The sequence below is a fragment of the Alteribacillus sp. YIM 98480 genome (assembly GCF_009765375.1).
Taxonomy (GTDB): Bacteria; Bacillota; Bacilli; order Bacillales; family Marinococcaceae; genus Alteribacillus.
Map to the genome: position 1 here is coordinate 121450 of NZ_VTOK01000002.1, position 25250 is coordinate 146699.

26 protein-coding genes and 1 riboswitch are annotated in these 25250 nt (G+C 37.7%); of the genes, 19 read left to right on the forward strand and 7 right to left on the reverse strand.

Annotated features, from left to right (window positions below; genetic code table 11):
* Window positions 1-15: 15 nt before the first annotated feature.
* Window positions 16-255, forward strand: a complete 240-nt coding sequence (locus tag FZF09_RS03350; protein WP_091579207.1) for a DUF2626 domain-containing protein — start codon at window positions 16-18, stop codon at window positions 253-255.
* 642 nt (window positions 256-897) lie between these two features.
* On the opposite strand, the gene FZF09_RS03355 is transcribed toward FZF09_RS03350, so the two are convergent.
* Window positions 898-1533: an MBL fold metallo-hydrolase gene (locus tag FZF09_RS03355; RefSeq protein ID WP_158735165.1), complete on the reverse strand. Its 636-nt coding sequence runs from the start codon at window positions 1531-1533 to the stop codon at window positions 898-900.
* A gap of 177 nt (window positions 1534-1710) precedes the next feature.
* On the opposite strand from FZF09_RS03355, the gene FZF09_RS03360 reads away from it, so the two are divergent.
* Window positions 1711-1881 carry a DUF2759 domain-containing protein gene (locus FZF09_RS03360; protein ID WP_158735166.1) on the forward strand — a complete coding sequence of 57 codons (171 nt, stop codon included), beginning with the start codon at window positions 1711-1713 and terminating at the stop codon, window positions 1879-1881.
* A gap of 66 nt (window positions 1882-1947) precedes the next feature.
* On the opposite strand, the gene FZF09_RS03365 is transcribed toward FZF09_RS03360, so the two are convergent.
* Window positions 1948-2739, reverse strand: coding sequence for a YqhG family protein (locus tag FZF09_RS03365; protein WP_158735167.1), 792 nt, complete (start codon window positions 2737-2739; stop codon window positions 1948-1950).
* A 17-nt stretch (window positions 2740-2756) separates the two neighbouring features.
* Window positions 2757-4370, reverse strand: a complete 1614-nt coding sequence (locus FZF09_RS03370) for a DEAD/DEAH box helicase (protein WP_158735168.1) — start codon at window positions 4368-4370, stop codon at window positions 2757-2759.
* 152 nt (window positions 4371-4522) lie between these two features.
* A riboswitch (glycine riboswitch) is annotated at window positions 4523-4615 on the forward strand.
* Between the two features lie 171 nt (window positions 4616-4786).
* On the opposite strand from FZF09_RS03370, the gene gcvT reads away from it, so the two are divergent.
* Genes gcvT through gcvPB form a run of 3 tightly spaced genes read left to right on the forward strand, consistent with a single transcriptional unit; the run spans window position 4787 to window position 8742 of the window.
* Window positions 4787-5887 (forward strand): glycine cleavage system aminomethyltransferase GcvT, encoded by a 1101-nt coding sequence (gene gcvT / locus FZF09_RS03375; protein ID WP_158735169.1) that lies wholly within the window; start codon window positions 4787-4789, stop codon window positions 5885-5887.
* A 19-nt stretch (window positions 5888-5906) separates the two neighbouring features.
* Window positions 5907-7265, forward strand: coding sequence for an aminomethyl-transferring glycine dehydrogenase subunit GcvPA (gene gcvPA / locus FZF09_RS03380; RefSeq protein ID WP_158735170.1), 1359 nt, complete (start codon window positions 5907-5909; stop codon window positions 7263-7265).
* Window positions 7255-8742 (forward strand): aminomethyl-transferring glycine dehydrogenase subunit GcvPB, encoded by a 1488-nt coding sequence (gene gcvPB, locus FZF09_RS03385; RefSeq protein ID WP_158735171.1) that lies wholly within the window; start codon window positions 7255-7257, stop codon window positions 8740-8742. Before gcvPA ends, gcvPB begins: the two co-directional genes overlap by 11 nt.
* 222 nt (window positions 8743-8964) lie before the next feature.
* Here gcvPB and FZF09_RS03390 read toward each other — a convergent pair whose 3' ends face one another.
* The gene (locus tag FZF09_RS03390) at window positions 8965-9342 is read right to left on the reverse strand and encodes a rhodanese-like domain-containing protein (RefSeq protein WP_158735172.1); all 378 of its coding nucleotides are present in this window, start codon (window positions 9340-9342) and stop codon (window positions 8965-8967) included.
* Window positions 9343-9580: 238 nt separating this feature from the next.
* Between FZF09_RS03390 and FZF09_RS03395 the strand changes: the two genes are divergently transcribed.
* The gene (locus FZF09_RS03395; protein WP_158735173.1) at window positions 9581-10417 is read left to right on the forward strand and encodes a lipoate--protein ligase family protein; all 837 of its coding nucleotides are present in this window, start codon (window positions 9581-9583) and stop codon (window positions 10415-10417) included.
* Between the two features lie 519 nt (window positions 10418-10936).
* Here FZF09_RS03395 and dat read toward each other — a convergent pair.
* Window positions 10937-11776: a D-amino-acid transaminase gene (gene dat / locus FZF09_RS03400; RefSeq protein ID WP_158735174.1), complete on the reverse strand. Its 840-nt coding sequence runs from the start codon at window positions 11774-11776 to the stop codon at window positions 10937-10939.
* A 363-nt stretch (window positions 11777-12139) separates the two neighbouring features.
* Here dat and FZF09_RS03405 point away from each other — a divergent pair, with 363 nt between their 5' ends.
* The 5 genes from FZF09_RS03405 (at window position 12140) to FZF09_RS03425 (ending at window position 16958) form a co-directional block, all read left to right on the forward strand.
* Window positions 12140-14707 carry a vitamin B12-dependent ribonucleotide reductase gene (locus FZF09_RS03405; RefSeq protein WP_158735175.1) on the forward strand — a complete coding sequence of 856 codons (2568 nt, stop codon included), beginning with the start codon at window positions 12140-12142 and terminating at the stop codon, window positions 14705-14707.
* A 68-nt stretch (window positions 14708-14775) separates the two neighbouring features.
* Entirely contained in the window at window positions 14776-14934 is a 159-nt protein-coding gene (locus FZF09_RS03410; protein ID WP_158735176.1) for a hypothetical protein, read from the forward strand.
* Between the two features lie 175 nt (window positions 14935-15109).
* Entirely contained in the window at window positions 15110-15547 is a 438-nt protein-coding gene (mntR, locus tag FZF09_RS03415; RefSeq protein ID WP_158735177.1) for a transcriptional regulator MntR, read from the forward strand.
* A gap of 61 nt (window positions 15548-15608) precedes the next feature.
* Window positions 15609-15827, forward strand: a complete 219-nt coding sequence (locus FZF09_RS03420) for a hypothetical protein (protein WP_158735178.1) — start codon at window positions 15609-15611, stop codon at window positions 15825-15827.
* 240 nt (window positions 15828-16067) lie between these two features.
* Window positions 16068-16958 (forward strand): patatin-like phospholipase family protein, encoded by an 891-nt coding sequence (locus tag FZF09_RS03425; RefSeq protein ID WP_158735179.1) that lies wholly within the window; start codon window positions 16068-16070, stop codon window positions 16956-16958.
* An 82-nt stretch (window positions 16959-17040) separates the two neighbouring features.
* Here the strand turns inward: FZF09_RS03425 and FZF09_RS03430 are convergent, their stop codons facing one another.
* Together FZF09_RS03430 and FZF09_RS03435 are read right to left on the reverse strand one after the other, a co-directional pair.
* Window positions 17041-17841 (reverse strand): phosphatase PAP2 family protein, encoded by an 801-nt coding sequence (locus tag FZF09_RS03430; protein ID WP_158735180.1) that lies wholly within the window; start codon window positions 17839-17841, stop codon window positions 17041-17043.
* A gap of 95 nt (window positions 17842-17936) precedes the next feature.
* Entirely contained in the window at window positions 17937-18311 is a 375-nt protein-coding gene (locus FZF09_RS03435) for an SA1362 family protein (RefSeq protein ID WP_158735181.1), read from the reverse strand.
* 948 nt (window positions 18312-19259) lie between these two features.
* Here FZF09_RS03435 and FZF09_RS03440 point away from each other — a divergent pair.
* The 8 genes from FZF09_RS03440 (at window position 19260) to spoIIIAE (ending at window position 25249) form a co-directional block, all read left to right on the forward strand.
* Window positions 19260-19718: a YqhR family membrane protein gene (locus tag FZF09_RS03440; protein WP_158735182.1), complete on the forward strand. Its 459-nt coding sequence runs from the start codon at window positions 19260-19262 to the stop codon at window positions 19716-19718.
* Between the two features lie 135 nt (window positions 19719-19853).
* Window positions 19854-20924 carry a M24 family metallopeptidase gene (locus FZF09_RS03445; protein WP_158735183.1) on the forward strand — a complete coding sequence of 357 codons (1071 nt, stop codon included), beginning with the start codon at window positions 19854-19856 and terminating at the stop codon, window positions 20922-20924.
* A gap of 70 nt (window positions 20925-20994) precedes the next feature.
* Complete coding sequence (gene efp, locus FZF09_RS03450; RefSeq protein WP_158735184.1) at window positions 20995-21552, forward strand: elongation factor P; 558 nt, start codon at window positions 20995-20997, stop codon at window positions 21550-21552.
* A gap of 388 nt (window positions 21553-21940) precedes the next feature.
* Entirely contained in the window at window positions 21941-22864 is a 924-nt protein-coding gene (gene spoIIIAA, locus FZF09_RS03455) for a stage III sporulation protein AA (RefSeq protein WP_158735185.1), read from the forward strand.
* Window positions 22861-23373 carry a stage III sporulation protein SpoIIIAB gene (spoIIIAB, locus tag FZF09_RS03460; protein WP_158735186.1) on the forward strand — a complete coding sequence of 171 codons (513 nt, stop codon included), beginning with the start codon at window positions 22861-22863 and terminating at the stop codon, window positions 23371-23373. Before spoIIIAA ends, spoIIIAB begins: the two co-directional genes overlap by 4 nt.
* Before the next feature lie 46 nt (window positions 23374-23419).
* The gene (gene spoIIIAC / locus FZF09_RS03465; protein WP_091272499.1) at window positions 23420-23626 is read left to right on the forward strand and encodes a stage III sporulation protein AC; all 207 of its coding nucleotides are present in this window, start codon (window positions 23420-23422) and stop codon (window positions 23624-23626) included.
* Between the two features lie 12 nt (window positions 23627-23638).
* Window positions 23639-24034 carry a stage III sporulation protein AD gene (gene spoIIIAD / locus FZF09_RS03470; RefSeq protein ID WP_158735430.1) on the forward strand — a complete coding sequence of 132 codons (396 nt, stop codon included), beginning with the start codon at window positions 23639-23641 and terminating at the stop codon, window positions 24032-24034.
* Window positions 24035-24046: 12 nt separating this feature from the next.
* Window positions 24047-25249, forward strand: coding sequence for a stage III sporulation protein AE (spoIIIAE, locus tag FZF09_RS03475; protein WP_233269389.1), 1203 nt, complete (start codon window positions 24047-24049; stop codon window positions 25247-25249).
* Window position 25250 lies beyond the last annotated feature (1 nt).

The window sequence follows — 25250 nt, forward strand, 5'->3', positions numbered from 1 at the left end:
GGGGGGAGTCAGAAAATGGATCGCATGTTTCGTATGATGGGGTTTTGGACAGCTGTTTTTGCTATTTTATTTTTTGTTGGTGATATGTTTAGCATGGCCATCTTGTTCTTTGCGCAAACAGCTGGCTTTTTAGCGCTTGGATACATGAGACTGACAGAACGTATGTATATTTATATTTTTGGAGCTTATCTGACTGTATTCTTTGTTGGATTCACTTATTATACAACTTTCCTAATGGAGCCAGGTTTCCATTAATTCAGGTTTCTTATACTGGGAACTACATAAGCATTTTTAAAGGAGCAATGCCCCAGAATTATGAGGCACTGCTCCTTTTTTCGCGTTTTTTACTCCGTGAGATATTGACATAGACCTAAGCTGGCTCTATGCCTAGTATCTCGTACATTGAAGGGCTTTTGGCGGGATGAACAGAATAGTGGGATATGTTCTATATGGAGCTTTTTTTTAGCTGGTGACTGTGTTTTCTTATTTTGTTACTCTATGTTAGAGGCTAATATCCTTATTTTATCCACTAAACGTTCGATGTGAATTTTATTCTGTATCATCAACTTCCTAAATCTGAACGTAGTCATAAACGTTTAAATTTATTATAAGTTTATACTATTGACATAGTGTTAATACATATAATATACTAAAACCACATTGTTAGAACAATGATTAGGGAGTCCCCCTCCCCCTCATAGTTCATTTTTCAATACGATTTACTCCCCTTAAAGATCTCCCTCCCCCGGGAGATCTTTTTCTTTTAAAAAGCCATAATAATAGCAGACGCAGCTATTATTATGGCTTTTATTCATACTTCATTTTTATCATAAAAGTAAAAATTTTTTCGGTAAATGAATATAAAATAAGTTCTTTCTAAAAATGTTTAGAAAAGACTTAAAATCCATTTAAAAATGGATTGCTGTCCATTTCTACGCCAATTGTTGTGACAGGACCGTGCCCGCAGGCTACCTGGGTGTTTTCAGGCAGCTCAAGAAGTTTATCGTGTATGGAGTTTAATAAAGTTTGATGGTTTCCTCCAGGAAGGTCTGTACGTCCAATACCACCAGAAAATAAAACATCTCCCGAAAATATTGTTTCGCTTTCAGAATGATAGAAGGAGACGCTTCCAGGAGAGTGGCCCGGGGTTTCGTACATTTCAAATGAAAAAGTACCGATGGCCAGGTTTCCTTCTCCATTAAAATGATGATCAGCTGGTTCAGATGTTATGGAGGAATTCCCCATAAATAGAGCTGAGCCGTTTTTGTTCGGATCTGTTAACCAATCTTTTTCCTTTTCATGAAGATAAACATCAATATCATACGACCGTCTAATATCACTTACTGCTCCTATGTGATCAAAGTGAGCATGGGTTAACAAAATGGCTGCAGGGATAAGCTTGTTTTCATTCAGCCAGCTTTTTAAAATTTGTGCGTCCCCGCCTGGATCAAATATCACAGCATTTTTATCAGAATCGTACAAAACATAACAATTTGTTTGTAAAGGCCCTAATGGAATCTGCTTCCACTTCATTATGTATTCCTCCAACTTTTTTTGAGTTTGATGATACCATTATATCAATGTATGAATTAGAGTTAAAATTTTTAATGCATATCTTGTTAAAAAAGGGTATAATAATAATGAAATTTGTCATATCAAATAATATAGTTGAAAATGAATCGAACCATACATAAAAGGGGGGAATGCTCCATGGCACTAGGTGTTATGCTTCTTGTTGTAGCTATTTTATGTGCATTTGCAACAATCCGGGAAATTAAAAGAAGAAACTTTTTTGCAGTCGGCTTTGCTGGAATTTCTTTTTTAGTTTTCGGGTGGTTTTCTATTATGACGATATTTGTAAGCGGAGCCCCTGAAGTTTAGGAGTGCTAAAACCAATACTTATAAAAAACGAGGTCCAAACCGTGGGACCTCGTTTTTTGCATTTCATCATTGAAAGGAAGAGTCTCCTAAATAAAAAAGTCCGGAATTAATAATATCCACATATATTCTCGGTTTATACCTTTCAATAATTGCATTTTTTTCTTGCATATATTCTTCTTCCGGCTGAGAAGAAGAGTGATAGTAAGCTTCTAGAATGTTTATTTCTTCTTTCATCTTTTGGTATGCTTTTTCTGCCCAATGATTAGGTTCATTTAGAAGCCTGTTTTCAATATGCCGTTTAACCCGTTGCAGGCCGCTGTTTACTTGAATGAGGGAATGCATAGGAAATGAATGTGCAGCTATTATATTATTTAATTTCTTGCTATTTAGATGTTCCATCATATTTTCAACCATTTGACCGTGTATTAATTGAAGGCCGATCGATTGTATACTGTCTTTGCGCTGATAAGACGTGTATGAAACTTTAATATTAACAACAAGCCATGGGAACAATGGAGTGGGTTCTTTCCCTTCTATCTTCTCTTCATAAAGAATTGTCCAATTTCCTTGTTTTTTTGCAGATCGAAATATTTGATGCAAGCGCGGTGAACCGAAATGAAGGTATTCAGCTTTTTCTTGCTTTTCTTTTTCTCCTTCTGTAATGAGAGTAAGGGTCATGGGCTGTGGAATTCCGCCTGTTTTTTGTATATATTGCCAATAAAAGGGACGATTCATTAACTGTTGATCTAACTCTTCTGTTAATTGTACTTTAAGACGTTTATTATCATCTATTAGAATCTCTGCATCATTGGCTTGGAAATATCGTTTAACAAATTGGTGGAGAACTTTTTGTTCCATGACGTAACACCTTCTCTTTAATTAGATTGCTGCATCAATTCGGAAAGGTGATGCAATTTTAATTCTATTTCTTGTTCGGAATCAGATGTATGCAAAGCATCTGTAATGTAACCTTCAAAGGAAGAATAGGAAGTTGAAGCTAAAATCGTATCAAGTTCACCAATAACGTTTTCGAACAGTTTAATTTTTTCATATAGAAGGGAAAGAATATGTTCTTCGACCGTTTGTTTAACGGCAAAATTGTAGACCTCCACATCTTTTGTTTGGCCGAGCCGGTGTAATCGGCCTATTCTTTGTTCTAACCGCATAGGGTTCCAAGGAAGATCATAGTTTATGATGGTACTGCTGAATTGCAGGTTGATTCCTTCTCCCGCCGCTTCTGTAGCAATCATTACTTTAGCACGATCTCTGAAAAGCTGCTGCATCCATTCTTTTTTCGTTCTTTTGAAGCCGCCGCGAAAAGGTACGGACAATATTCCGTGCTGGCGAAGAAACCATTGCAAATACAGTTGTGTGGCTCGATATTCTGTGAACAGCACTACTTTTTCATCTGTTCCCTGAATAATGTCTAAAGCCTTTTCTGCTTTACTATTGGAAGAAATAGATTGCAGGGACGTCATTAGTTGTTCAAATAAAGTACTAGAAATCTCTTTTTGTTCATATAAATTTTTTAACGTCATATATGCAGCTTCTCTGCTGCTGCATGCTTCTCTCAAAAGCGTGGTTGCGGTAAAGCCGTGTATCATATTTGCAGGGTTCTTTTTTAATTGAAAGAGTGTGTCATAAAACGTTCTCTCTTTTTCACTGAAATCAATGTAAGTCGAATATACATTTCGCTTTGTCCATGTAAGGCCGGTTTGGTCCCGGCGGTTTCTTACCATTACTTTTTGAACGATATGTTTTACAGCTTCTTGTCCTTTTTCTTTAAACAGTGTTTTAAATTCTTGCATGTTTCCTAACAAACCGGGTTTTAATAAATTAATTAAATGATACAGCTCCCCAGGATTATTTTGAACAGGAGTTGCCGTTAACATGAGACAAAACTTCTTTTGGAGCAATCGGGCAAATTCATAGTTTTTTGTTTTTGGATTTTTTAATTTATGGGCTTCATCAAAAATAATCATATCGTATTCTTGTTGCAGTACAATATCTCTATGAGGAGGTCGTTTTGCTGTATCAATGGAAGCAACGACGATATCAGCTTCTTCCCATACATACGTTTTTCTTTGCGTAACCGCCGGAATATAAAATTTTTCATTCATCTCTTTTGCCCACTGGCCAGTAAGAGAAGCTGGAGCTAATATTAATACTTTTTTTACTAGACCTCGGACCATATATTCTTTTAAAATTAAACCTGCTTCAATTGTTTTTCCTAGTCCAACTTCATCAGCTAATATGGCTTTGCCGTCCATTTCTTCTATGACTCGTTTTGCTGTTTTTTCTTGATGTGGAAATAGCTCGAGGCTGGAAAGATGGTTTTGACATAACAATCCATCAAATGAGGTGGTTGAGGTCCATTGTTCGGATTCATAACCTAAAGAAAACTGTTCCCACGTGGATATTAATCGATTTTCATAGTTTTTGTCCTTTGGAAGTTCCCAATCCGAAAGAAACTTAATTTCAGCCTCCATAACGTTCGCTCCTTTATAAAAAAAAGATTGTCAACCACGAACCCTCATGATAGAATAAAACGCAGTAAGATTAGTATGATGCAATTAAAAATATTTTTATTCATATATTGAAAAACTTCTATCCATACATAATGAATAAATAAACAAAGCGGATGACGACAAAGGGAGAGATCGTTTTAAACGGCGCCGAAGGAGCAAACTGTTTGTGCAGTGAATCTCTCAGGCAAAAAGACTTTTGTCTGACGCATCTCTGGAGAGAGCTCTTTAGAGCCACCCACGAAGACATTCTCCGCGATGGAGAAGAAACTTTCTGGTTGTAGGACAGAGGAATCTTTTTAAGGGATTCCTCTGTTTTTTTTGTATTAAAAAAATTTTCTAAGAAATTTGAATTTATCTAAGAGAGGGGCGGTTGAAAAATGACGGAGTTAAAGCGTACTTCATTATTTTCTTTGTACAAAGAAAGTGGTGCTAAAACAGTTGATTTTGGAGGATGGGAGATGCCTGTTCAGTTCACAAGCATTAAAGAAGAACATCGGGCAGTAAGAGAAAAAGCAGGTCTATTTGATGTTAGTCATATGGGAGAAGCTGAAGTAAAAGGAAAAGACGCTTACGATTTTTTGCAGTCTGTTATTACAAATGATATGGCCAAACTAGAACCGGGAAAAGCTCTTTATACTCTCCTTTGTAATGAAAATGGAGGTACCGTAGATGATCTATTAATATATCAGCTGGATGTTGATCATTATTTGCTTGTGTTAAATGCCGCCAATACAAAAAAAGATATCGATTGGTTAAAAAAGCATGCTAGAGATGAAGAATTGATAAAAGATATGTCTTCTTATTATGCACAACTGGCGGTTCAAGGGCCTAAAGCTGAACAAATAGTGCAAAAGCTTGCGAATGAAGATTTGGCAGATATCGGTTTTTTTCGGTTTCGTACAAACGTAGATCTAAACGGCGTAAATGCCTTGGTTTCTAGAACAGGTTACACCGGAGAAGATGGTTTTGAAATTTATTGCAGTGCTGAAAAAGCACCTACTTTATGGAAAGCCATTCTAAAAGCAGGACAGTCAGACGGAATCTTACCATGCGGACTTGGGGCTCGGGATACGCTCCGTTTTGAAGCTCGTCTTCCTCTTTACGGTCAAGAAATAGATGAAACGATCAGCCCGTTAGAGGCAGGTCTTGGGTTTGCTGTTAAACTGCAAAAAGATAGTGATTTTGTTGGTAAAGAGGCATTAATTAAAGAGAAACAATCCGGGGTTAAACGGAAAACAGCAGGGATTGAAATGCTAGAAAAAGGCATACCTAGAACCGGTTATGAAGTATTAAATGAAGAAGGGAATATCATTGGCCGTGTCACATCGGGAACACAATCACCGACACTCGGGAAAAATGTAGGCCTTGTTCTTATACAAACACCATATGCCAAACTTGACCAAGAATTTTATATACAAATACGTAAAAAAACATTAAAAGCTGTCGTTATTTCAACACCTTTTTATAAAAAGGCTTAACAATAAGGAGGCTGAAACATTGAATTTTCGATATTTGCCAATGACAGAAGAAGATAAACAAGAAATGTTAGATTATATTGGAGTTAACAACACAAGTGAACTTTTTTCAGCAATACCCGAAAAAATTCGTTTTACTGGAGAAATGAACCTTGCTTCTCCTTTATCAGAACCAGCACTTATAAAAGAATTTCAAAAGCTAAGCAGTAAAAACGAGAATATAAAAATGCATCCCTCGTTTTTAGGAGCTGGAATTTATGATCATTACATCCCATCTGTTGTGGATCATGTTATACGAAGGTCTGAATTTTATACAGCCTATACACCTTATCAACCTGAAATTTCTCAGGGAGAACTTCAGGCCATTTTCGAATTTCAATCAATGATTTGTGAATTAACTGGGATGGAAATTGCCAACTCCTCCATGTACGACGGTGCGACTGCTTTAGCGGAAGCTGCATTAGTGGCGGCAAGTTACAGCAAGATGAAAAAAACGAAAATCATCGTATCAGAAGGGGTTCATCCAGAAGCATTAGAGGTTTTGAAAACATACGCCAGCGGTCCCGATTTGACTGTTCAACAAATCCCCCTTCTTAATGGACAGACAGACGTGGAAGCTGTGCAAGATGCAATGGATGACAATACAGCAGGAGTTATTGTACAATACCCGAATTTTTATGGTTCTTTAGAAAATTTAAAAGAAATAGAAAAAGCGGCACATAATTACAAATCTTTATTTATCGTATCGAGCAATCCCCTAGCACTTGGTGTTCTGACCCCGCCTGGAGAATTTGGTGCCGACATCGTAATAGGGGACGCGCAGCCTTTTGGGATCCCTTCACAAATGGGAGGACCGCATTGCGGATATTTTGCAGCTTCTAAGAAATTAATGAGAAAAGTGCCTGGCCGATTAGTTGGTCAAACTGTAGATGAAGATGGCCGCCGGGGTTTTGTTTTGACCATTCAAGCTAGAGAGCAGCACATCCGTCGAGATAAAGCGACTTCTAATATATGTTCTAATCAGGCTCTAAATGCTTTGGCGGCATCCGTTGCGATGAGTGCTCTTGGAAAAAAAGGGCTCAGACAAATGGCGTTACAAAACGTAAAGAATACCAATTATCTTAGAGAACAGGTGAAAAATAGAGGTATAAATATTGTCAATGAACAGCCGGTATTCAATGAATTTATTATTGATGTAAAACAACCTGTATCATCTATAAACAAAAAGCTGAAAGAAAAAGGGATTATTGGCGGTTTTGATCTATCTAAAGTCGATAGTAATCGTAATGGACAGATGCTTGTATGTGTGACGGAGCTAAGATCAAAAGAAGAAATGGATTATTTTGTAAAAGAATTGGAGGGTGCCGTAAATGCAGACTGAAGAACAAGCCCTTATTTTTGAATTAAGCAGACCAGGGCGGACTGGTTATTCACTTCCTGAAGATGAACTGGGTGAAACGGATGTGGAGAATCTACTCCCAGCACAATATCTTCGAACAAACGAACCAGAACTTCCTGAAGTATCAGAATTACAGATTATGAGACATTACACAGCATTGTCTTCTAGAAACCATGGCGTAGACTCAGGTTTTTATCCATTAGGTTCTTGTACGATGAAATATAACCCGAAAATTCATGAAGACATTGCTCGTATGCCTGGTTTTGCTCATGTCCATCCTTATCAGCCAGAAGAGCAGGTGCAGGGAGTTATGAAATTGATGTATGATCTGCAAGAATCCCTTGCTGAAATTACAGGAATGGATCAAGTTACGTTGCAGCCTGCTGCCGGAGCACAAGGTGAATGGACCGGTCTAATGATGATCAGATCTTTTCATGAAGCCAATGGGGATCATCATCGAAACAAAGTTATTGTTCCGGATTCTGCCCACGGAACGAATCCTGCTTCGGCTTCTGTCGCAGGGTTCGAAGCTGTCACCGTGCGTACAAATGAAAGAGGTCTTGTTGATTTAGAGCATTTAAGAGAAGTGACAGGCGATGACACAGCAGCGCTTATGTTAACAAATCCTAATACGCTAGGTTTGTTTGAAGACGAAATAATAGAAATGTCTGCCATAATACATGATGCTGGCGGCAAACTTTATTATGATGGAGCAAATTCTAATGCCATCCTCGGCATAACAAGACCAGGAGATATGGGATTTGATGTGGTTCATTTAAACTTGCACAAGACGTTTACGGGGCCGCATGGAGGAGGCGGACCAGGAAGCGGACCAGTAGGTGTTACAAAAGAGCTTGCACCTTTTTTGCCTAAACCAATATTGATAAAAAGTGAAACAGGTTATACATGGGAAAATAACCGGCCGCACTCTATTGGAAGAGTGAAACCATATTATGGAAATTTTGGGATTAACGTACGAGCGTATGCGTATATTCGGACAATGGGAGCAGAAGGGTTGAAAAAAGTTTCAGAATACGCTGTGTTAAATGCTAACTATTTAATGAGAAGACTTCAGCCTTATTTTGAGCTGCCCTACAATCGTAACTGCATGCATGAGTTTGTACTATCAGGAAAACGTCAAAAAAAGTTAGGTGTAAGAACCCTGGATATGGCAAAAAGACTACTCGACTTTGGGTACCATCCACCAACTATTTACTTTCCAATAAATGTAGAAGAATGTATGATGGTTGAACCGACAGAAACAGAATCAAAAGAAACACTTGATGAATTTGCAGATGCAATGATTCAAATTGCCCAAGAAGCAGAAAAGGAGCCAGAAATTGTTCAAGAAGCTCCACACACGACTGTAATAAAACGGCTCGATGAAACTTTGGCAGCACGAAAACCTGTTTTGAAGTATAAAAAATGTGTGGATTCAGAAAATAAAGTAAAGGCATAAAAACAAAAGCGGCGTAAGCGCCTTGATAGAGGAAGTTAGGCTAAGACAAAAGATGCTTATTATCGTGTGCGCCCGAGAGCTAAGCCTGAAGCTAGACGCAGACCAAATAATAAGGAGATAATTACCCGCAATAAAAAATATACATTCCTACACAGTAAAAAGGCTGTTTATTTAACAGCCTTCAGATTGTTTGGAAACCCCTAATTTTTTGGTTAGGGGTTTTTATTTTTTAATTTTTCCTGTCCATTTCTTAAAACCTTTTTTTAAATGAAAAATATTATCCGTTCCGCGTTGTTTTTTGATAATTCTTGCGGCCTGCCTGCTTCTTGCACCAGATTGACAATAAAGATATACAGGCTGGTCTTGGCGTATTTCATTAATTCGTTGTTTTAATTGAGATAAAGGGATGTTTCTGGCGCCAAGGATATGCCCCCCGTTAAACTCACGAGGTTCGCGAACGTCAATTAATTGAGCTTTCCGATACCCTTTTTTAAACTCACTCTCGTTTAACTCTGTTAAAAATTTCGGATTTACAAAACGCCGGATAATCATAAAAACGAGAACGGCTGTTAATATCCCCCATAAAATCCATGTAATCATTTCAATTCCCACTCCTTTATTAGGCTACATGATGTATTATAATAATGATTCTATCAGTAAGCAAAACCTTTTGATTGGAAACTTCTTAACAATCATCAAACTTTTGTTTTTCTAAAAGGTTTGGTAGACTATTTTTGCACTAAAAATTAATACAGCCTATCGCAATTCTCTATCAATGAGGCTTTTTCAAGCCGAGTGTTGTTCTGTTGGGAAAAGAACAGGAAGAAAGGTGGAGGTTATGGATAAAGAAACATGGTATTTTATAGATTCGGGTAATTGTTCTCCTGCATATAATATGGCGATGGATGAAATGCTTCTTCATTGGCACAGCAAAGGGGCAGTTCCGCCTATCGTTCGTTTTTACGGATGGAATCCAGCAACACTTTCGATTGGTTATTTTCAAAAAGTACATAAAGAAATAGACCTTGAGGCTGTAAATAAATATGGACTAGGATTTGTTAGACGGCCAACAGGTGGACGCGGTGTACTTCATGATCAAGAGTTAACATATAGTGTGATCGTTTCAGAAGAACATCCGCAAATGCCTGCTACAGTAACAGAAGCTTATCGAGTTATATCAGAAGGGATTTTACAAGGATTTCGGTATCTTGGACTTGATGCTTATTTCGCTGTTCCGCGTACGAAAGAAGAAGAAAATCAATTGAAAAATCCACGTTCTGCTGTTTGTTTTGATGCCCCCTCGTGGTATGAACTGGTTGTAGAAGGAAGAAAAATAGCAGGAAGTGCTCAAACGAGACAGAAAGGGGTTATTCTGCAACACGGTTCGATTATTTTAGATATAGATGAGGATAAATTATTTGATCTTTTTAAGTATCCAAGTGACCGGGTAAGAGAAAGAATGCAAAAAGCATTTAAAAATAAAGCGGTGGCGATCAATGAGCTGAAGAGTTCACCTGTTGAATTAAAAGATGTTTCTAAAGCATTCCATAAAGGTTTTGCAGATGGCTTGAATGTGGATTGGGAGCCTTATCAATTAAATGATAAAGAAGAAAATGAAGTATGGGAACTTGCAAAGAGCAAATATGAATTGGAAGAATGGAATTTCCGCCGTTAAAGGAAAGAGCGGTTCCGCTATGACAAAGGAACCGCTTTATTGTTTGTCTTTTTTGATGTCTAGCTTCAGCGCCCAGCCGCTCAGGCACACACGATAAAGAGGAACTTTTGCTAAAACCGCGAACGTCCTGTCGCAACGCAAAAGTCAACACCTCCTGTGCAACCCATTTCAGCGTTGTCACAGGACGTCCTTCCACACGATGTGGTGCCTTCTACGTTGCACACTCGTCGCCACTAATGCCACGTCCTGTGGCATTAGTGACATTAGCACATCCTATGCGTCGACGTGTGCGATCTTAGTAGAAGTTCATTAAAATGAGCTGAACGTCTGATGTCCTCCCTTTCGACTCCGGGCCGCAGGCGACTCTGCGCGAAAGCTCCAGAACCTGTCGCGGGCTCCCAGGATGGGAGTCAGTTCGGCGTTGTCACAGGACGTGACGCTCGTAGCCGAACTACCTTCTTTTAAGGCGCTTGCGCTTTTCTAAGTTAAACGATAATAAATAAGTAGAAAAAACAATTTCTAACCAGCATTTGTATGTTCTTTAAAAGCTTGCTGCAACTTTCGGGTAATAGTTCCAGGCTGCAAAGATGTTTCAATCGAACCTTTTACATTTATTACCGGCGCGATTTCAAGAGTAGTACTAGTCACAAAAATTTCATCAGCGTTTATCGTTTCTTCAAGGGGAAAAGCTTCTTCAAAAATTGGGATTTTTTCTTCCTGTGCAAGGTTGAAGACGTATTGCCTGGTAATGCCGTTTAAAATATGGTTATTAGCAGGATGTGTGTAAATGACTCCTTTTTTAACGAAAAAGATGTTAGTAGAAGACCCTTCTGTGACAATGTCTCCACGATGTTGCAAAGCTTCATCACAATCATTGTCTTCTGCTTTTCTTTTTGCCATAACATTGCCAAGCAAATTGATCGTTTTAATATCGCAACGGAGCCAGCGTATATCTTCCGTTGACAACAGGGAGACCCCGTTTTTTTGTTTAGTTACAGGCACTTCTGCTTCTTTTGTAAATGCAGTGATGACAGGTTGTATATCTCGAGAGTAAAGATGGTCTCTAGCTTGTTCGCCTCTAGTCATTTGTATATAGACGTAACCGTTTTTGATATCGTTTTTTTGCAATAGAAACCTGGTGTTTTCCTTCAGTTTAGTAATGGAATAAGGAAGGGGCATGTCTAGTTCTTTAGCACTTCTTAAAAAACGCTCAAAATGTTCATCAAACAAAAATGGTACTCCTTCGTACACTCGGATAACTTCGTAGATACCATCGCCGAAGTAGTAACCTCTATCATCGAAATGAACATAGGCGTCATGTCTTGATATTATTTTGTCTTTTAACCAAACGTATTCCAAAGTACAACCTCCATTCAGATGTATTTTAAATAATTTGTTTCTTTTCTAAACTGTAACATACAATCCATTCAGGAACCGATAATATAAAAAAGTGTTTTGTTTTGACGTAAAATAAGAGGGTTTTGTTTTTTTAATCTGCAAGATAGAAATTAATGTAATTATATAAATGAACAAAGAGATGGTCAGATATGCTTGATTATTCTCTTGATATCGTATGTTTTTGTAGTTGACAAATTTCAGCAAAAATCTATTTATCACCATATGTAGTGTGTTAGACATTTCATTGAATACAATATATTGATTTGTTGTTAGTAAATATGGTAAGCTTAGACATACCATAGAATGAACGGGGAGGACGAAAAAATGAGCGCTACCATGCAGCAAGTAATGAAAGTTGATAAGCAAAAGTTAAACCAAGATATTGAACTTTTTCCCCAAGTACATCCGGTTACCGAAGATATGCATATGACAAAAAAAGGTGTATCTCGTTTAGTTATGCTTGATCGGTATACCTTTAAAGATACAGAGAAAAAAACATTGAAAACCGGGGACTTTGTAGTACTGACTGTTAAAGAAGATCCAAAATTCCCAGCTAGAGGGTTTGGAATTGTTATGGAATTAGATTGGGAGGCTGGAACAGCGAAAGTATTAGTAGATGACAGTTTTCACCATGTGCTCGACCCAGGAGAAGCAGAAACAGGGGTAATAACGAGATCACTTGACGTCATCGAAAAACCGCTTGAAATTTACTATGAACAAATAGCGAAACGAAATGCGACAGGCCTGGCTGAAGTAGAAACAACAGATGAGAAACGAGAACAATCTTTTCAACGGTTTTATGAAGAATTGGTCAATATGAACTTCATTCCTGCAGGACGTGTTTTATACGGAGCAGGAGCTAAAACAGATGTTACTTATTTTAATTGTTATGTGATGCCTTTTATTGAGGATTCAAGGGAAGGAATCTCTGAGCACCGTAAACAAGTTATGGAAATAATGAGCCGAGGAGGCGGAGTGGGGACTAACGGATCTACTCTTCGACCTAGAAATACTTTAGCAAGAGGGGTAAATGGAAAATCCTCAGGGTCTGTTTCCTGGCTCGATGACATTGCCAAGCTTACTCATTTAGTTGAACAAGGAGGATCTCGCCGCGGGGCTCAAATGATCATGCTTGCAGACTGGCACCCAGATATTCTCGAATTTATTATTTCTAAGATGCAAAATCCTCGGATTTTAAGGTTTTTGTTAGAGCATACAGAGGATGAGCAGATCAAAACGCTGGTGAAAGAAAAGTTAAAATTCACTCCGTTAACGGAAACAGAAGAAGCTTTATATCAGGGAGTATTAAACTATAAAAATATCCCCGGTCAAGGTGGTTTTGATTCTAAAGTTATTCAAGAAGCAGAAGAAAAATTGAGAAATGGCGGAACCTATTCTGTCAATTCACCGGAATTTTTAACAGGGGCCAATATTTCTGTATGTTTAACAAATGATTTCATGGATGCGGTCGGAAATGATGAAGAATATGACTTGCGCTTTCCTGACGTAGAAAATTACACAGAACAAGAAATGAAACTGTACAATAAATATTGGCAGGAAACTGGAGATGTCCGTGAGTGGGAAGCAAAAGGATATGGTATTCGTACGTATCGAAAGATTAAAGCAAAAGAATTATGGAAACTGATAAATATATGTGCCACTTACTCTGCAGAACCAGGTATTTTCTTTATTGATAATGCCAATGAGCAAACAAACGCTCAAAGCTACGGACAAAAAGTAGTGGCAACGAACCCCTGTGGTGAACAGCCGCTAGCACCATATTCAGTGTGCAACTTAGCAGCAGTGAATCTTGCTGAAATGGCGGATAAAGAAAATAAAGCAGTAGATTTTGAGAAACTTAAGCAAACAGTAGAAACCGGTGTACGTATGCAAGATAATGTAATCGATGCGACTCCGTATTTTCTCGAGGAAAACACAAAACAGGCCAAAGGAGAACGGCGGATCGGACTGGGTGTGATGGGGCTGCATGATTTACTGATTTACGCTGAAACAAGTTACGGATCAAAAGAAGGTAATCAGCTTATTGATGAAATCTTTAAAACGATTGCCACAACCGCATACCGGACAAGTGTTGAATTAGCCAAAGAAAAAGGCAGCTTTCCATTTCTTGTAGGAGAGACAGAAGAAAAAACGAAAGAACTGCGCCAAGCATTTATTAATACAGGTTATATGCAAAACATGCCAGAGGACATACGACAAGCTGTTTTACAGCATGGGATCCGCAACTCTCATCTTCTTACAGTAGCTCCAACTGGAAGTACGGGAACGATGGTTGGAGTAAGTACCGGCCTTGAACCTTATTTCTCTTTTAAATATTACCGAAGCGGAAGGCTTGGTAAATTTATTGAAGTAAATGCAGAGATTGTTCAAGAATATTTAAAGCAAAACCCAGAAGCCGACAACAGCAATCTTCCTGAGTTTTTTATCTCTGCAATGGATTTAACACCAGAAGCGCATGCTGATGTTCAATGTGTCATACAAAAATGGGTAGACAGTTCTTTATCTAAAACGGTTAATGCCCCACGCGGTTATACGGTTGAACAGGTGCAAAAGGTGTATGAAAGACTTTATCGCGGAGGAGCCAAAGGCGGCACGGTTTATGTCGATGGAAGCCGCGATGCCCAAGTTCTTTCTCTAAAGGCGGAAGAAAATGATTTGGATGCCAGCTCAGAAGCGACGGAGAACGGCCAAGAAAAAAATGAAAATAAGGTTGTACTCGTAGATACAATCAAAGATGTACGTTCTACTACCATTAATTTTGGAAATGAAATCGGTGATACTTGCCCAGTCTGCCGAGAAGGAACGGTGGAAGATATGGGTGGATGCAATACATGTACAAACTGCGGTGCTCAATTAAAGTGTGGTCTGTAAATAACACTTTATCGAAAAAGAGGGGAAATCTCCCCTCTTTTTTTTAGGAGGTAAGAAGATATAAATATTTGGCGTTTTATATGTCTAACTTCAGCGCCTACTCCCTCGAGATTCCTTCGGTCCGTCAATGGAAAGCAAAGATCAGCTTTCCATATGCCGACTCTCCAGGACTTGTCGCTCGTAAGCAAGGCGCTTGCGCTTTTCTTAGGAAAGTTCAATTTTGTTAGAGGAATAAGTATGACTACAAACAATAATATTTGCCAGGGGAAAATGAGGTTTTCTGACATTGAACAATAAAAAGGCTGGTTTGTGGTTCAAAAGAATATATTGTACACTATATGCAGCACTAATTTAACTTAATTATCCATGTAACTATTGTTATCTCGTATTGGAGGAACCAGGATGCCCACCCCAAGTATGGAAGATTATTTAGAAAGAATTTATAAATTAATAGAAGAAAAAGGATATGCAAGAGTGTCAGATATAGCAGATGCACTTGAAGTGCATCCATCTTCGGTTACGAAAATGGTCCAAAAACTTGATAAAAAAGATTACCTGGTGTATGAAAAATATAGGGGACTTGTACTAACAGCAAAGGGAAAAAAAGTCGGAAAAAGATTGGTTTATAGACATGAACTGCTAGAGGACTTTTTAAAATTGATTGGTGTAGATAAAGCATATATCTATAATGATGTAGAAGGGATAGAGCACCATCTTAGCTGGGATGCCATAGATCGTATTGGAGATGTAGTTCAATTCTTTCAAGAAAACGATGAAAGAATACGATTATTAAAAGAGGTTCAGCGGAAAAATGAAGCGGATGAAATAGAAGAAACGTAAGCCTGTCCATGAAGGGATGGGTTTTTTTAAAAGGTAAGAAATGATAAATATTTGGTTTTACATGTCTAGCGCAAGCGCCTACTCGCTCGAGATTCCTTCGGTTCGTCAATGGAAAGCAAGATCAGCTTTCCATCTGCTGCCCCTCCAGGACTTGTCGCTCGTGAGCAAGGCGCTTGCGCTTTTCTTAGTATGTTTAACTTTGTTAAAGGATCAAAGTATAAGCAAAATTACGAATCCGCCATTGAGCTCGGCGGCAAGACGAGTTTTTCTAATTATTTAGCACATTATATTTTAATCAAATGTGGATAACTATCTCCATATTGTTTATTTTCGTCTAGCTTCACACCTAGCCGTTCAGCCGCAAACGATAAAGAGGAATTTTTGCTAAAACCGCGAATGTCCTCCTGTTCCAGTCATATACAAGTCAGCATCCTAATAGAATAATACGTTTTTATGTCAAGATCAACACATCAATGACGTTTGGGCCATAGTATAAAAAAAAATACTTGGGGAGAGGTCCATGAAAATTGATGGTGTATTTGCTGGTGGTGGTGTAAAGGCATTTTCATTTTTAGGAGCTTTAGAAATACTGGAAGAACGAGGGTATTGTTTTGAGAGGACAGCTGGAACGAGTGCAGGTGCACTAATGGCAGCTTTAGTAAAAGCAGGTTATACTGCAACAGAACTTCAATCTATCGTCATGCCATTAAAAGCAAACGATCTGCTTGATAAAACGAAATTAATGGAACATGCTCCTTGGCTGTCATGGTTGTCTGTTTATTGGAATTTAGGGTTATACAAAGGTGATAAACTTGAAAGATGGATAAACAGCTTATTAGCCCAAAAGAATATTTATACATTTAAAGACCTTCCGAAGGGAAGTTTAAAAATTATCGCCTCAGATGTTACGTCTGGCAGAATAATGGTACTTCCAGATGATCTTTCTTATTATGGCTATAAAGAAGAAGAATTTCCAATATCTTTAGCAGTGAAGATGAGTTGTATGCTGCCATATATTTTTCGACCGGTTAAATTAAAAACTGGATATAGAAAATCGAATATTGTAGTAGATGGAGGAATATTAAGTAATTTTCCTTTGTGGCTTTTTATAGAACCAAAGTCAGGACGTTGTAAACGACCAGTTATAGGATTTCAATTATCCCCGTCTCTTCAAGAGATGCCCTCTAATAAAATAAAAAATGCTGTAGAATTATATCAGTCGCTGTTCGACACGATGAGAAAAGCGCATGACTTAATGTATATATCGAAAAACCATGCTCAAAATGTCGTGTTTCTCCCCGTAGAAGATATCAAAAGTACACACTTTGATTTAGATAATCAACAAAAGGAAAAATTAGTGAATATAGGACGAATAGAAACAAAAAAATTTTTAAGAAAATGGCAAGGATAAACTGCAATTTTGTATATTCAAGTCTTTATTAAACATGATTCTATGTCGTTTATTTTCGGCTATATCAAATAATCATTAAACGTTATAAGTTATTATTACGTATGCTTCCTGCTCGTTCACACAACCTTAATTTTATCGAAAGCATAGGGAGAAGCAGTGTAATCCAAAGTCCTATAAATGCTGCGTGTAAAAATTGCAGCAGTGTCGTTTGAGATAATAAACTTTCTAAATAGACAATAAATAAAAGACCGACTAGTCCTGCGATTGCAGCAGCGGCTTTTTTCCATAGATTTTTAGAAAATAGCATTCTGTTTTTAATCAATTCAAAACTGTATCCCACACCTCCTCCTAATAGAAGGCCAGCATAATGAGCTCCCTCTGGAAACAGAAGTAACAATGAAGAAGGAAGCACCAGCGAAAAGGAAAAAATAATTGGCTCAGGAACACTTCCAATCCAATCCATTGATCGATAAACAATATAAACAACAAAAATACCTAAAAGTAAGGCGACAACTATATCTTGTATGGAACGTCCGCCATGAAAGATGGATATGAAGGAAGCAAAAAATATAATACTGCAAGCAAGAGCGGTATAACGACGGTCAGATATTTCAGGAATAAGGAATCCCCAAAAGGCGGATGCAAGTTGCACCTCTTTTGGAGGGAATACAAATTCGAAAGATCCCGAGGAGAGTTCAGAGGTTTCAGCAGACGGAACGGCAAACTGTAGAAATCCATTGATATAAACAGTAAGAGAAAAAATAACTAGTAAATTAAACCCTATATTTTTATCAATGGTCCAAAAAACCAGTGCTATAATGGTTAAATAAAACCAATCATTCATTAATAATGCTGCAGTATTTGCCATCCAATCCATAAACATCTCTTTCCCTCCTTCGGTAAAGAGAATTTTTGTATCTAAAAAAATTACGGCTGGCAGTAAAAAGCAATACGTAAAGAAAAAGAACTGGGCTCAGCTTAAAAAAGAGCCCTGTTCTTTTTTCGATTCTTTTTCCCCTCAATTACAGTTAAATTATGATCGCTGCGCCGTTTATTTATTGGGCGAGAGGGGCGTTTTTTTAATGGTTTATTTTTAGTTTGATGTTGTTTGGCTGCTTTGTAGCTTTTGTTTTTAGAATTTGATTTAGGGCGTGCAGCAGTCTGATATTGGCTCATACTCATTCGTTTTAAAATCACTCTTGTAAATAAGAAATACATACCAACAGCAACTGCAGCACCTACAACCAGATAAGTAATTAAACCTAGTGGGTTTGTTACCAGCTGATACCCTAACCCTAAAGCCGCCAGCCCGAAAAGAAGGAGCAAAAAAGGATTTGCCGGTAGACGGGACATGGGATCACCTCCGCAATCCTATATTTTAAAATGCTATAAAAAAGCGGTTAAACCAACTTTGTTAGTTTTTGTCTTTTCTCAGTGACATTTAAAGTAAAATTCTTTCTCATTTATTTCACTTAGAAAAGTATACGTTTTATTGGCACAAAGTATAAGAAAACTACAGCATTCATCGCAGACGATGCACTAATACTGTGTTGCTGCAGGGCGTGGTGACTTCTACGTTGAAAATAAAGGATTAGACTTCTGCGCCCGGAACAGGTGCCGGCTTGAATAAATCAAAAGGTATTTCAACGCTTACAATAATAGTAAATTATACGCGCCTGCTTTAGCGGCAGTGATGTAAACACGTCAATAATTTTTAACTTCTTCAAAAATAATTGATTTTCCTGCTTAAAATGTATTTATATCTTTGTGTACTTATAATGCTCCAAATTTAAGTTTTCAACAAAATCGGTTTAACAGGCTTTGTTCTTTAGAAATATATAACGGAACGTCAAACATCCGAATAAAGGGAACTTCCGCAAACATTTACGTTATGAACACTATAACGATTTATCATACTTATTGGTCATGATTAAAAATCAGTAATAATATTTAATTATTACTACTATTCTACATGAGTGAGCGATATTCCTCTATAGCAAAGGGTATATTGAATTAAAAAACAGGAAAACTAAATTTACAGCTATTTCAACCAGGAAACGCTCTGTATATATCCATTCCCTCTTTTATAAAAAAATACACCTGTAAAGAATAAAATACGTGAAGTTTATAAAAGTATGATTGAACTTCACCTAAAAAAATGAATTCAACCTTCTCTTTGCAGCAGTCTATATTAAATAGTTAATCAATGGATCGGTAATAGACCATATAATTTTTTAGGGTGACTTGAACTCTGATCCTTTTACGTATTATAGAAAAATATTTTGTGCAGGAGGAAAAATAATGGAAAAGTATTGGTTATATCACCAAAGAGTAGCTGCAATTGGTTTTTTTGGAGGTTTATTTTGGAGCTGTATTAGCTATGCCTTACATTATTTAAATTTTACTAAACTTGGCCCGGCTATGGCGATGCTTCCGTGGGCTCTGCCCGATTGGAAAAATTCTTATCTCGGCCATATAACGGGTATCTTGTTTATTTCGCTTTTGTCTATTGCTGTAGCTTTTTTCTATCGGTTTATATTTCAAAAATGGGATTCCATTTGGCCCGGAATTGGTTATGGATTAGTTCTTTGGCTCGTGATTTTCTATTTGCTTCATCCATTATTTCCTGGAGTAGGGCCTGTCAATACTTTAGATACATCAACGGTGGTTACAACTCTATGTCTTTTTATATTATATGGTGTATTTATAGGTTATTCCATCTCTTATGAATACAATGAATTTCAACGCCACGAAGCGTAATCTATTCAAAAAATCGTCTGTATGGTAAAATATTCTAAGGATAAAAACGAAAGAAACAAAAAGGTGCTGCACAAATGCTGCTCTGATGGCGCCTGAAACTGCCAGTGTCAAAACAATTACAGGGGGAGGAATAGCATGAGCAATAGATTAGAACAACTTCGCCGTGTCTTACGTGACCGCTCAGTTGAAGGAATATTTATAAACAGCCATGCAAATAGAAGGTACATGTCAGGGTTTACTGGTACAGCCGGGGCTTTATTTGTTACGAAAACGGATGCTTATTTTATTACTGATTTTAGATACATACAGCAAGCCGAAGATCAATGCAGAGATTGTAAAATTATAGAACAAACTGCGTCTATATATGCATCCTTAGGCAGATTAATAAAAGAAACGGACATTAAGTCTTTGGCATTTGAAAAGGAATATGTGAGCTATTCTGCATATGAATTTTTAAAAGAACATGTCGATATTGAATTAAAACCGATGGAAGGCATCGTAGAAGAAATTAGACTAATTAAAGACGATAAAGAAATAGCAGTATTAAAAGAAGCAGCAGAAATAGCAGACATTACTTTTAAACATATTGCTGCCTTTATAAAACCGGGTATGAAAGAAAAAGATGTAAGTAATGAAATTGAATTTTTTATGCGTAAACAAGGAGCAGATTCGTCTTCTTTTGATATTATTGTAGCTTCTGGGTGGAGGAGTGCACTTCCGCACGGAGTCGCAAGTGACAAAGTCATTAAAACCGGAGAGTTAGTTACTCTTGATTTTGGGGCTTACTATAGAGGATATTGTTCTGATATTACTCGGACGTTAGCAGTAGGTGAACCTTCTGAGGAGTTAAAAAAAATCTACGAAACTGTTTATGAAGCACAAGTAAAAGCAGTGGAGGAAATAAAACCTGAAATTTCCGGTGTTGAAGCAGATGCAATAGCCAGGGAATACATAAACGACCAAGGTTATGGAAAGTATTTTGGGCACGGCCTTGGGCATGGTTTAGGGATGGAAGTCCATGAAGGACCGCGGCTTTCTCCTAAAGGCAAAAAGACATTAAAACCGGGAATGGTTGTAACCGTTGAACCTGGTATCTATGTTCCTGAGGTTGGGGGAACTCGTATTGAAGACGATATTGTGATTACGAAACAGGGGAATGAAAGACTCACCCGGTCTCCGAAAGAATTAATGATAGTTGGAGAATAATTCGTATATAAACAAGACCTATGTTATAGTAGAACGGAATGAATGATTTGGCAGATATGGAGGAAATGTTATGATTTCAGTAAATGATTTTAAAACAGGCCTAACAGTAGAAGTAGACAATGACATTTGGCAGGTCATTGATTTTCAACATGTGAAACCTGGAAAAGGTGCAGCGTTTGTAAGGTCCAAATTGCGCAGTCTGAGGACCGGCAACATTCAAGAAAAAACATTTCGTGCCGGAGAAAAAATAAACCGTGCACACATAGAACGCCGCAAAATGCAATATTTGTATTCGAGTGGAGATGACCATACTTTCATGGATAGCGAAACATTTGATCAACTTGAGCTAACGAGCAAGCAAATTGAACAGCAGCTTAACTTTTTGAAAGAAAATATGGAGGTTCAAATTATAACTTACGGATCAGAAACACTTGGAGTAGAAGTGCCAAATACAGTAGAACTAGAAGTAACCGAAACAGAGCCTGGTATTAAAGGAGATACTGCTTCAGGTGGAACAAAACCAGCTGTACTTGAAACAGGCTACACGGTTCAAGTTCCTTTCTTCGTTAATGAAGGTGAAAAGCTTGTTATAGATACTAGAAGCGGTGAGTATGTATCAAGGGCATAATTATATTTTTAGAGGAGCTATTTCAACGAATAGTTCCTTTTTTCGAATTTGGCGAAGGATAAAATTATATTTGTACATAACGACTCGGCGGCAAGCCGAGTTTTTCTACACAATCTAAACGAACATATGTTCTTTTTCGGTGTTCTCCGTTACATTAAAAAAGGAATTTGGTCCGAGTAGACGCTCTGAAAGCGTAAACGTTGTTAAGAAATCCGTTTCTTCCTTTTGCGTCTAGAAGATCTCTTCCCCATTTTAAAGTATTTACTTCCAATAGTTTATAAATACTCCATTCTCCTTTTATTCCCCCCCTAAGCAGGATGTCTTTCAGTTCTATATAGAAAAAAGATGAATAAAGTGTACAAACAGCAGGTTGGGAGGAGGAAAAGAAATGGATGACATCCTTGCGCTTTTGCCTGAAAATCTACAACAATTATTCGATCGAATTTCTAATTGGTTTTCCATAGAAGAAATTCGGATTAGAATATTTTCTCCCGTAGAGATTATAACGTCAGAAAAAGCATTTTATCTTTGTAACAATGAGAATGACCCGTATGTCATTACGGAGGAAGATATTGAATATATATTAAACCAGTTAAGCGAATTTTCGATGTATGCATTTCAGGAAGAATTGAAGCAAGGTTTCATAACGACCAGAGGTGGACATCGGGTTGGAGTCGGAGGACAAGTTATCCATGAAAAAGGGATTATACAAAGTTTAAAACATATTCGATATTTTAACATTAGAGTTGCCAAAGACCATAAAGGAGTAGCTAAGCAATATTTAGACAAGCTATATGCCAACGGTTATGACGATACATTGATCATCGGTGCTCCTCAATCGGGTAAAACAACCTTCCTTCGTGATCTTGCTAGATGTGCTAGTAAAGGTATGCCCGAAATTAATCTTCCTTCAAAAAAAGTAGCAGTTGTTGATGAGCGTTCTGAACTGGCGGCGTGTTATAAAGGAATCCCTTCCTTTGATGTTGGGCCGAGGACGGATGTGTTAGATGGCTGTCCAAAAGCTGTTGGAATGATGATGATGATTCGTTCGATGAGTCCTGAAATGATAATTGTAGATGAAATCGGGAGGCCAGAAGATGCAGAAGCAATTATGGAAGCCATACATGCAGGTGTAACGATCGTTTGTTCTGCACATGGAACTTCACTTAATGAGATTAAAAGGCGTCCCATTCTACAAGAATTATTGACTAAGGGAATTTTTAGTAACATTGTTACGCTCATTCGAAGGCAAGGAGCCATGAATGTAAATATAGACAGCTTTGAAAAATGGCAAAAGGCGGCTGAAAAATGAGTTGGCTTGGTGCTTTATTTATATTAACGGCATGTACGTGGATTGGTTTTGAAATTGCAAAAAAGCTGACAGAAAGACCGAGACAGCTCCGTCAATTAAAAGTTGCGCTGCAAAGTTTTGAGGCAGAAATAATGTATGGAATGAGCCCGCTCGCTGAGGCAAGTGAAAAAATTAGCAAGCAGCTTCCGGCACCTGTGTCATACTTGTTTAAATATTTTGGGGAGTATTTAAAAAACGGGGAGCGAAATGCTCAAAAAGCTTGGACAAAAAGCCTTGAAGAAACATGGCCGTATACAGCAATGGGAACACAGGAAAAAGAAGTTATGATGCAATTTGGGTCCACGCTTGGAAAGCACGAGAAAATACAGCAGCAAAAGCACATCAGACTAGCAATGGTCCATTTAGAAAAAGAAGAATCAGAAGCTAAGGAAAAACAAAACCGATATGAAAAGATGTCAAAAACACTCGGATTTTTAGCAGGATTGCTGTTAATTATACTGTTTTTATAGTTGGATCAGTCCAGCCTCATTTCAGAGGACAAAGGGGGACACAGCATTGGCCTATGATGTAAACACTATATTTCAAATAGCAGGCATTGGGATTGTCGTAGCTATGATCCACACAGTATTAAAGCAAATGGGAAAAGAAGATTGGGCGCACTGGGTAACATTGATTGGATTTGTCGTTGTTTTGTATATGGTTGCAACTATTATAGATGATCTTTTTCAAAAGATAAAAAGCGTTTTTTTGTTTCAAGGATAGGAGGCGATGGTTATTGAAATCGTGCAAGTGGTCGGTTTCGGTCTCATCGCCACTTTTTTAATTATGGTCATTAACGAACAAAAACCTGTTATTGCACTAGCCATTGCATTAGTAACAGGGGCCATGATTTTTTTGTTTATAATGGCTCCATTGCAATCTGCGTTAGAACTAATCTCAACTCTCTCTGGACAAGCTGGCATTAATAATATGTATATTCAAACACTTTTAAAAATTATTGGCATTGCTTATTTATCTGAGTTTGGAGCACATATAGCAAGAGATGCTGACCAGGAATCGATTGCTTCTAAAATTGAGCTTGCAGGGAAAATGATGATTATTATGATGGCTATCCCTATATTTCAAGTATTAATTGAAACGGTACTGGCTCTTATACCCGGCGGAGCGTAAGGATGTGAAATTATGGTGAAAAAAATGTCTCTATGCATCCTTTTTATCATATTGCTTTTACCTGGAATGCACACCTATGCAGAAACAGAAAACGAAGCGAAAGTTGATGGGGAAGAAAATTCTGCGATTGAAGAGTTAAAAGAACAACACTTGGAATCTTTAGGGCTTGAAGAAGTAACGAAATTTTGGGAGCAGCTATCAAGGGATTACGGAGTTTTTTTACCAGAATCACAAAAAGGGTCCATTAAAGATTTCTTAAACGGTGACAAGTCGTTTCATCCTAAAGAATGGGGTATAGCTTTCATTCGTTTTACGCTGCATGAAATAACAGCAAATGGTCAATTGATGGGAACATTGCTGCTGCTGGCTGTATTTAGTGCGATATTAAAAGCATTACAAAATGCTTTTGAAGAGGAATCGGTTAGTAAAGCAGCATATGGTGTCATTTTCATTGTATTAATAATTATTGCTCTAAATAGTTTTTATATTGCAATGAATTATGTGCAAGAAACCGTAGCTGATATGGTCCATTTTATGATTGCTTTATTACCTTTAATGCTTGCTCTTTTAGCTTCTAGCGGATCATTTGCTACCGCTGGTTTATTTCATCCTCTCGTCATAATGCTCGTACAATCGAGTGGTATATTAATACAGTACGTTATATTACCTTTTTTATTTTTCTCGGCAGTACTTAGCATTGTGAGCAGCTTAAATGAACACATCAAGGTAACTAAACTTGCTGAATTACTAAGAAACGCTGCTATGGGGATACTTGCTGTGTTTTTTACCGTTTTTCTAGGAGTGATTTCTGTTCAAGGGGCAACGGCAGCTGTAACCGATGGAATTGCTATCCGGACTACTAAGTTTCTAGCAGGTAACTTTGTTCCAGTAATCGGGAGAATGTTTACGGACGCTGCAGATACAGCACTGGGGGCATCTGTACTTCTTAAAAACACGATCGGACTTGCAGGTGTAGGAATACTATTTATTATTTGTGCGTTTCCAGCCATTAAAATTTTAGTGATTGGATTTATTTTTCACTTAACCGCAGCACTAATACAGCCTTTGGGTGAAGGTGCGTTACTAGATGCACTTTCTACACTGGGAAAAACAGTACTTTCCATGTTCGCGGCATTAGCAGCTGTATCATTCATGTTTTTCCTTGCACTTACATTAATTATAGCTTCAGGTAATATTTCTTTGATGGTGAGGTGAA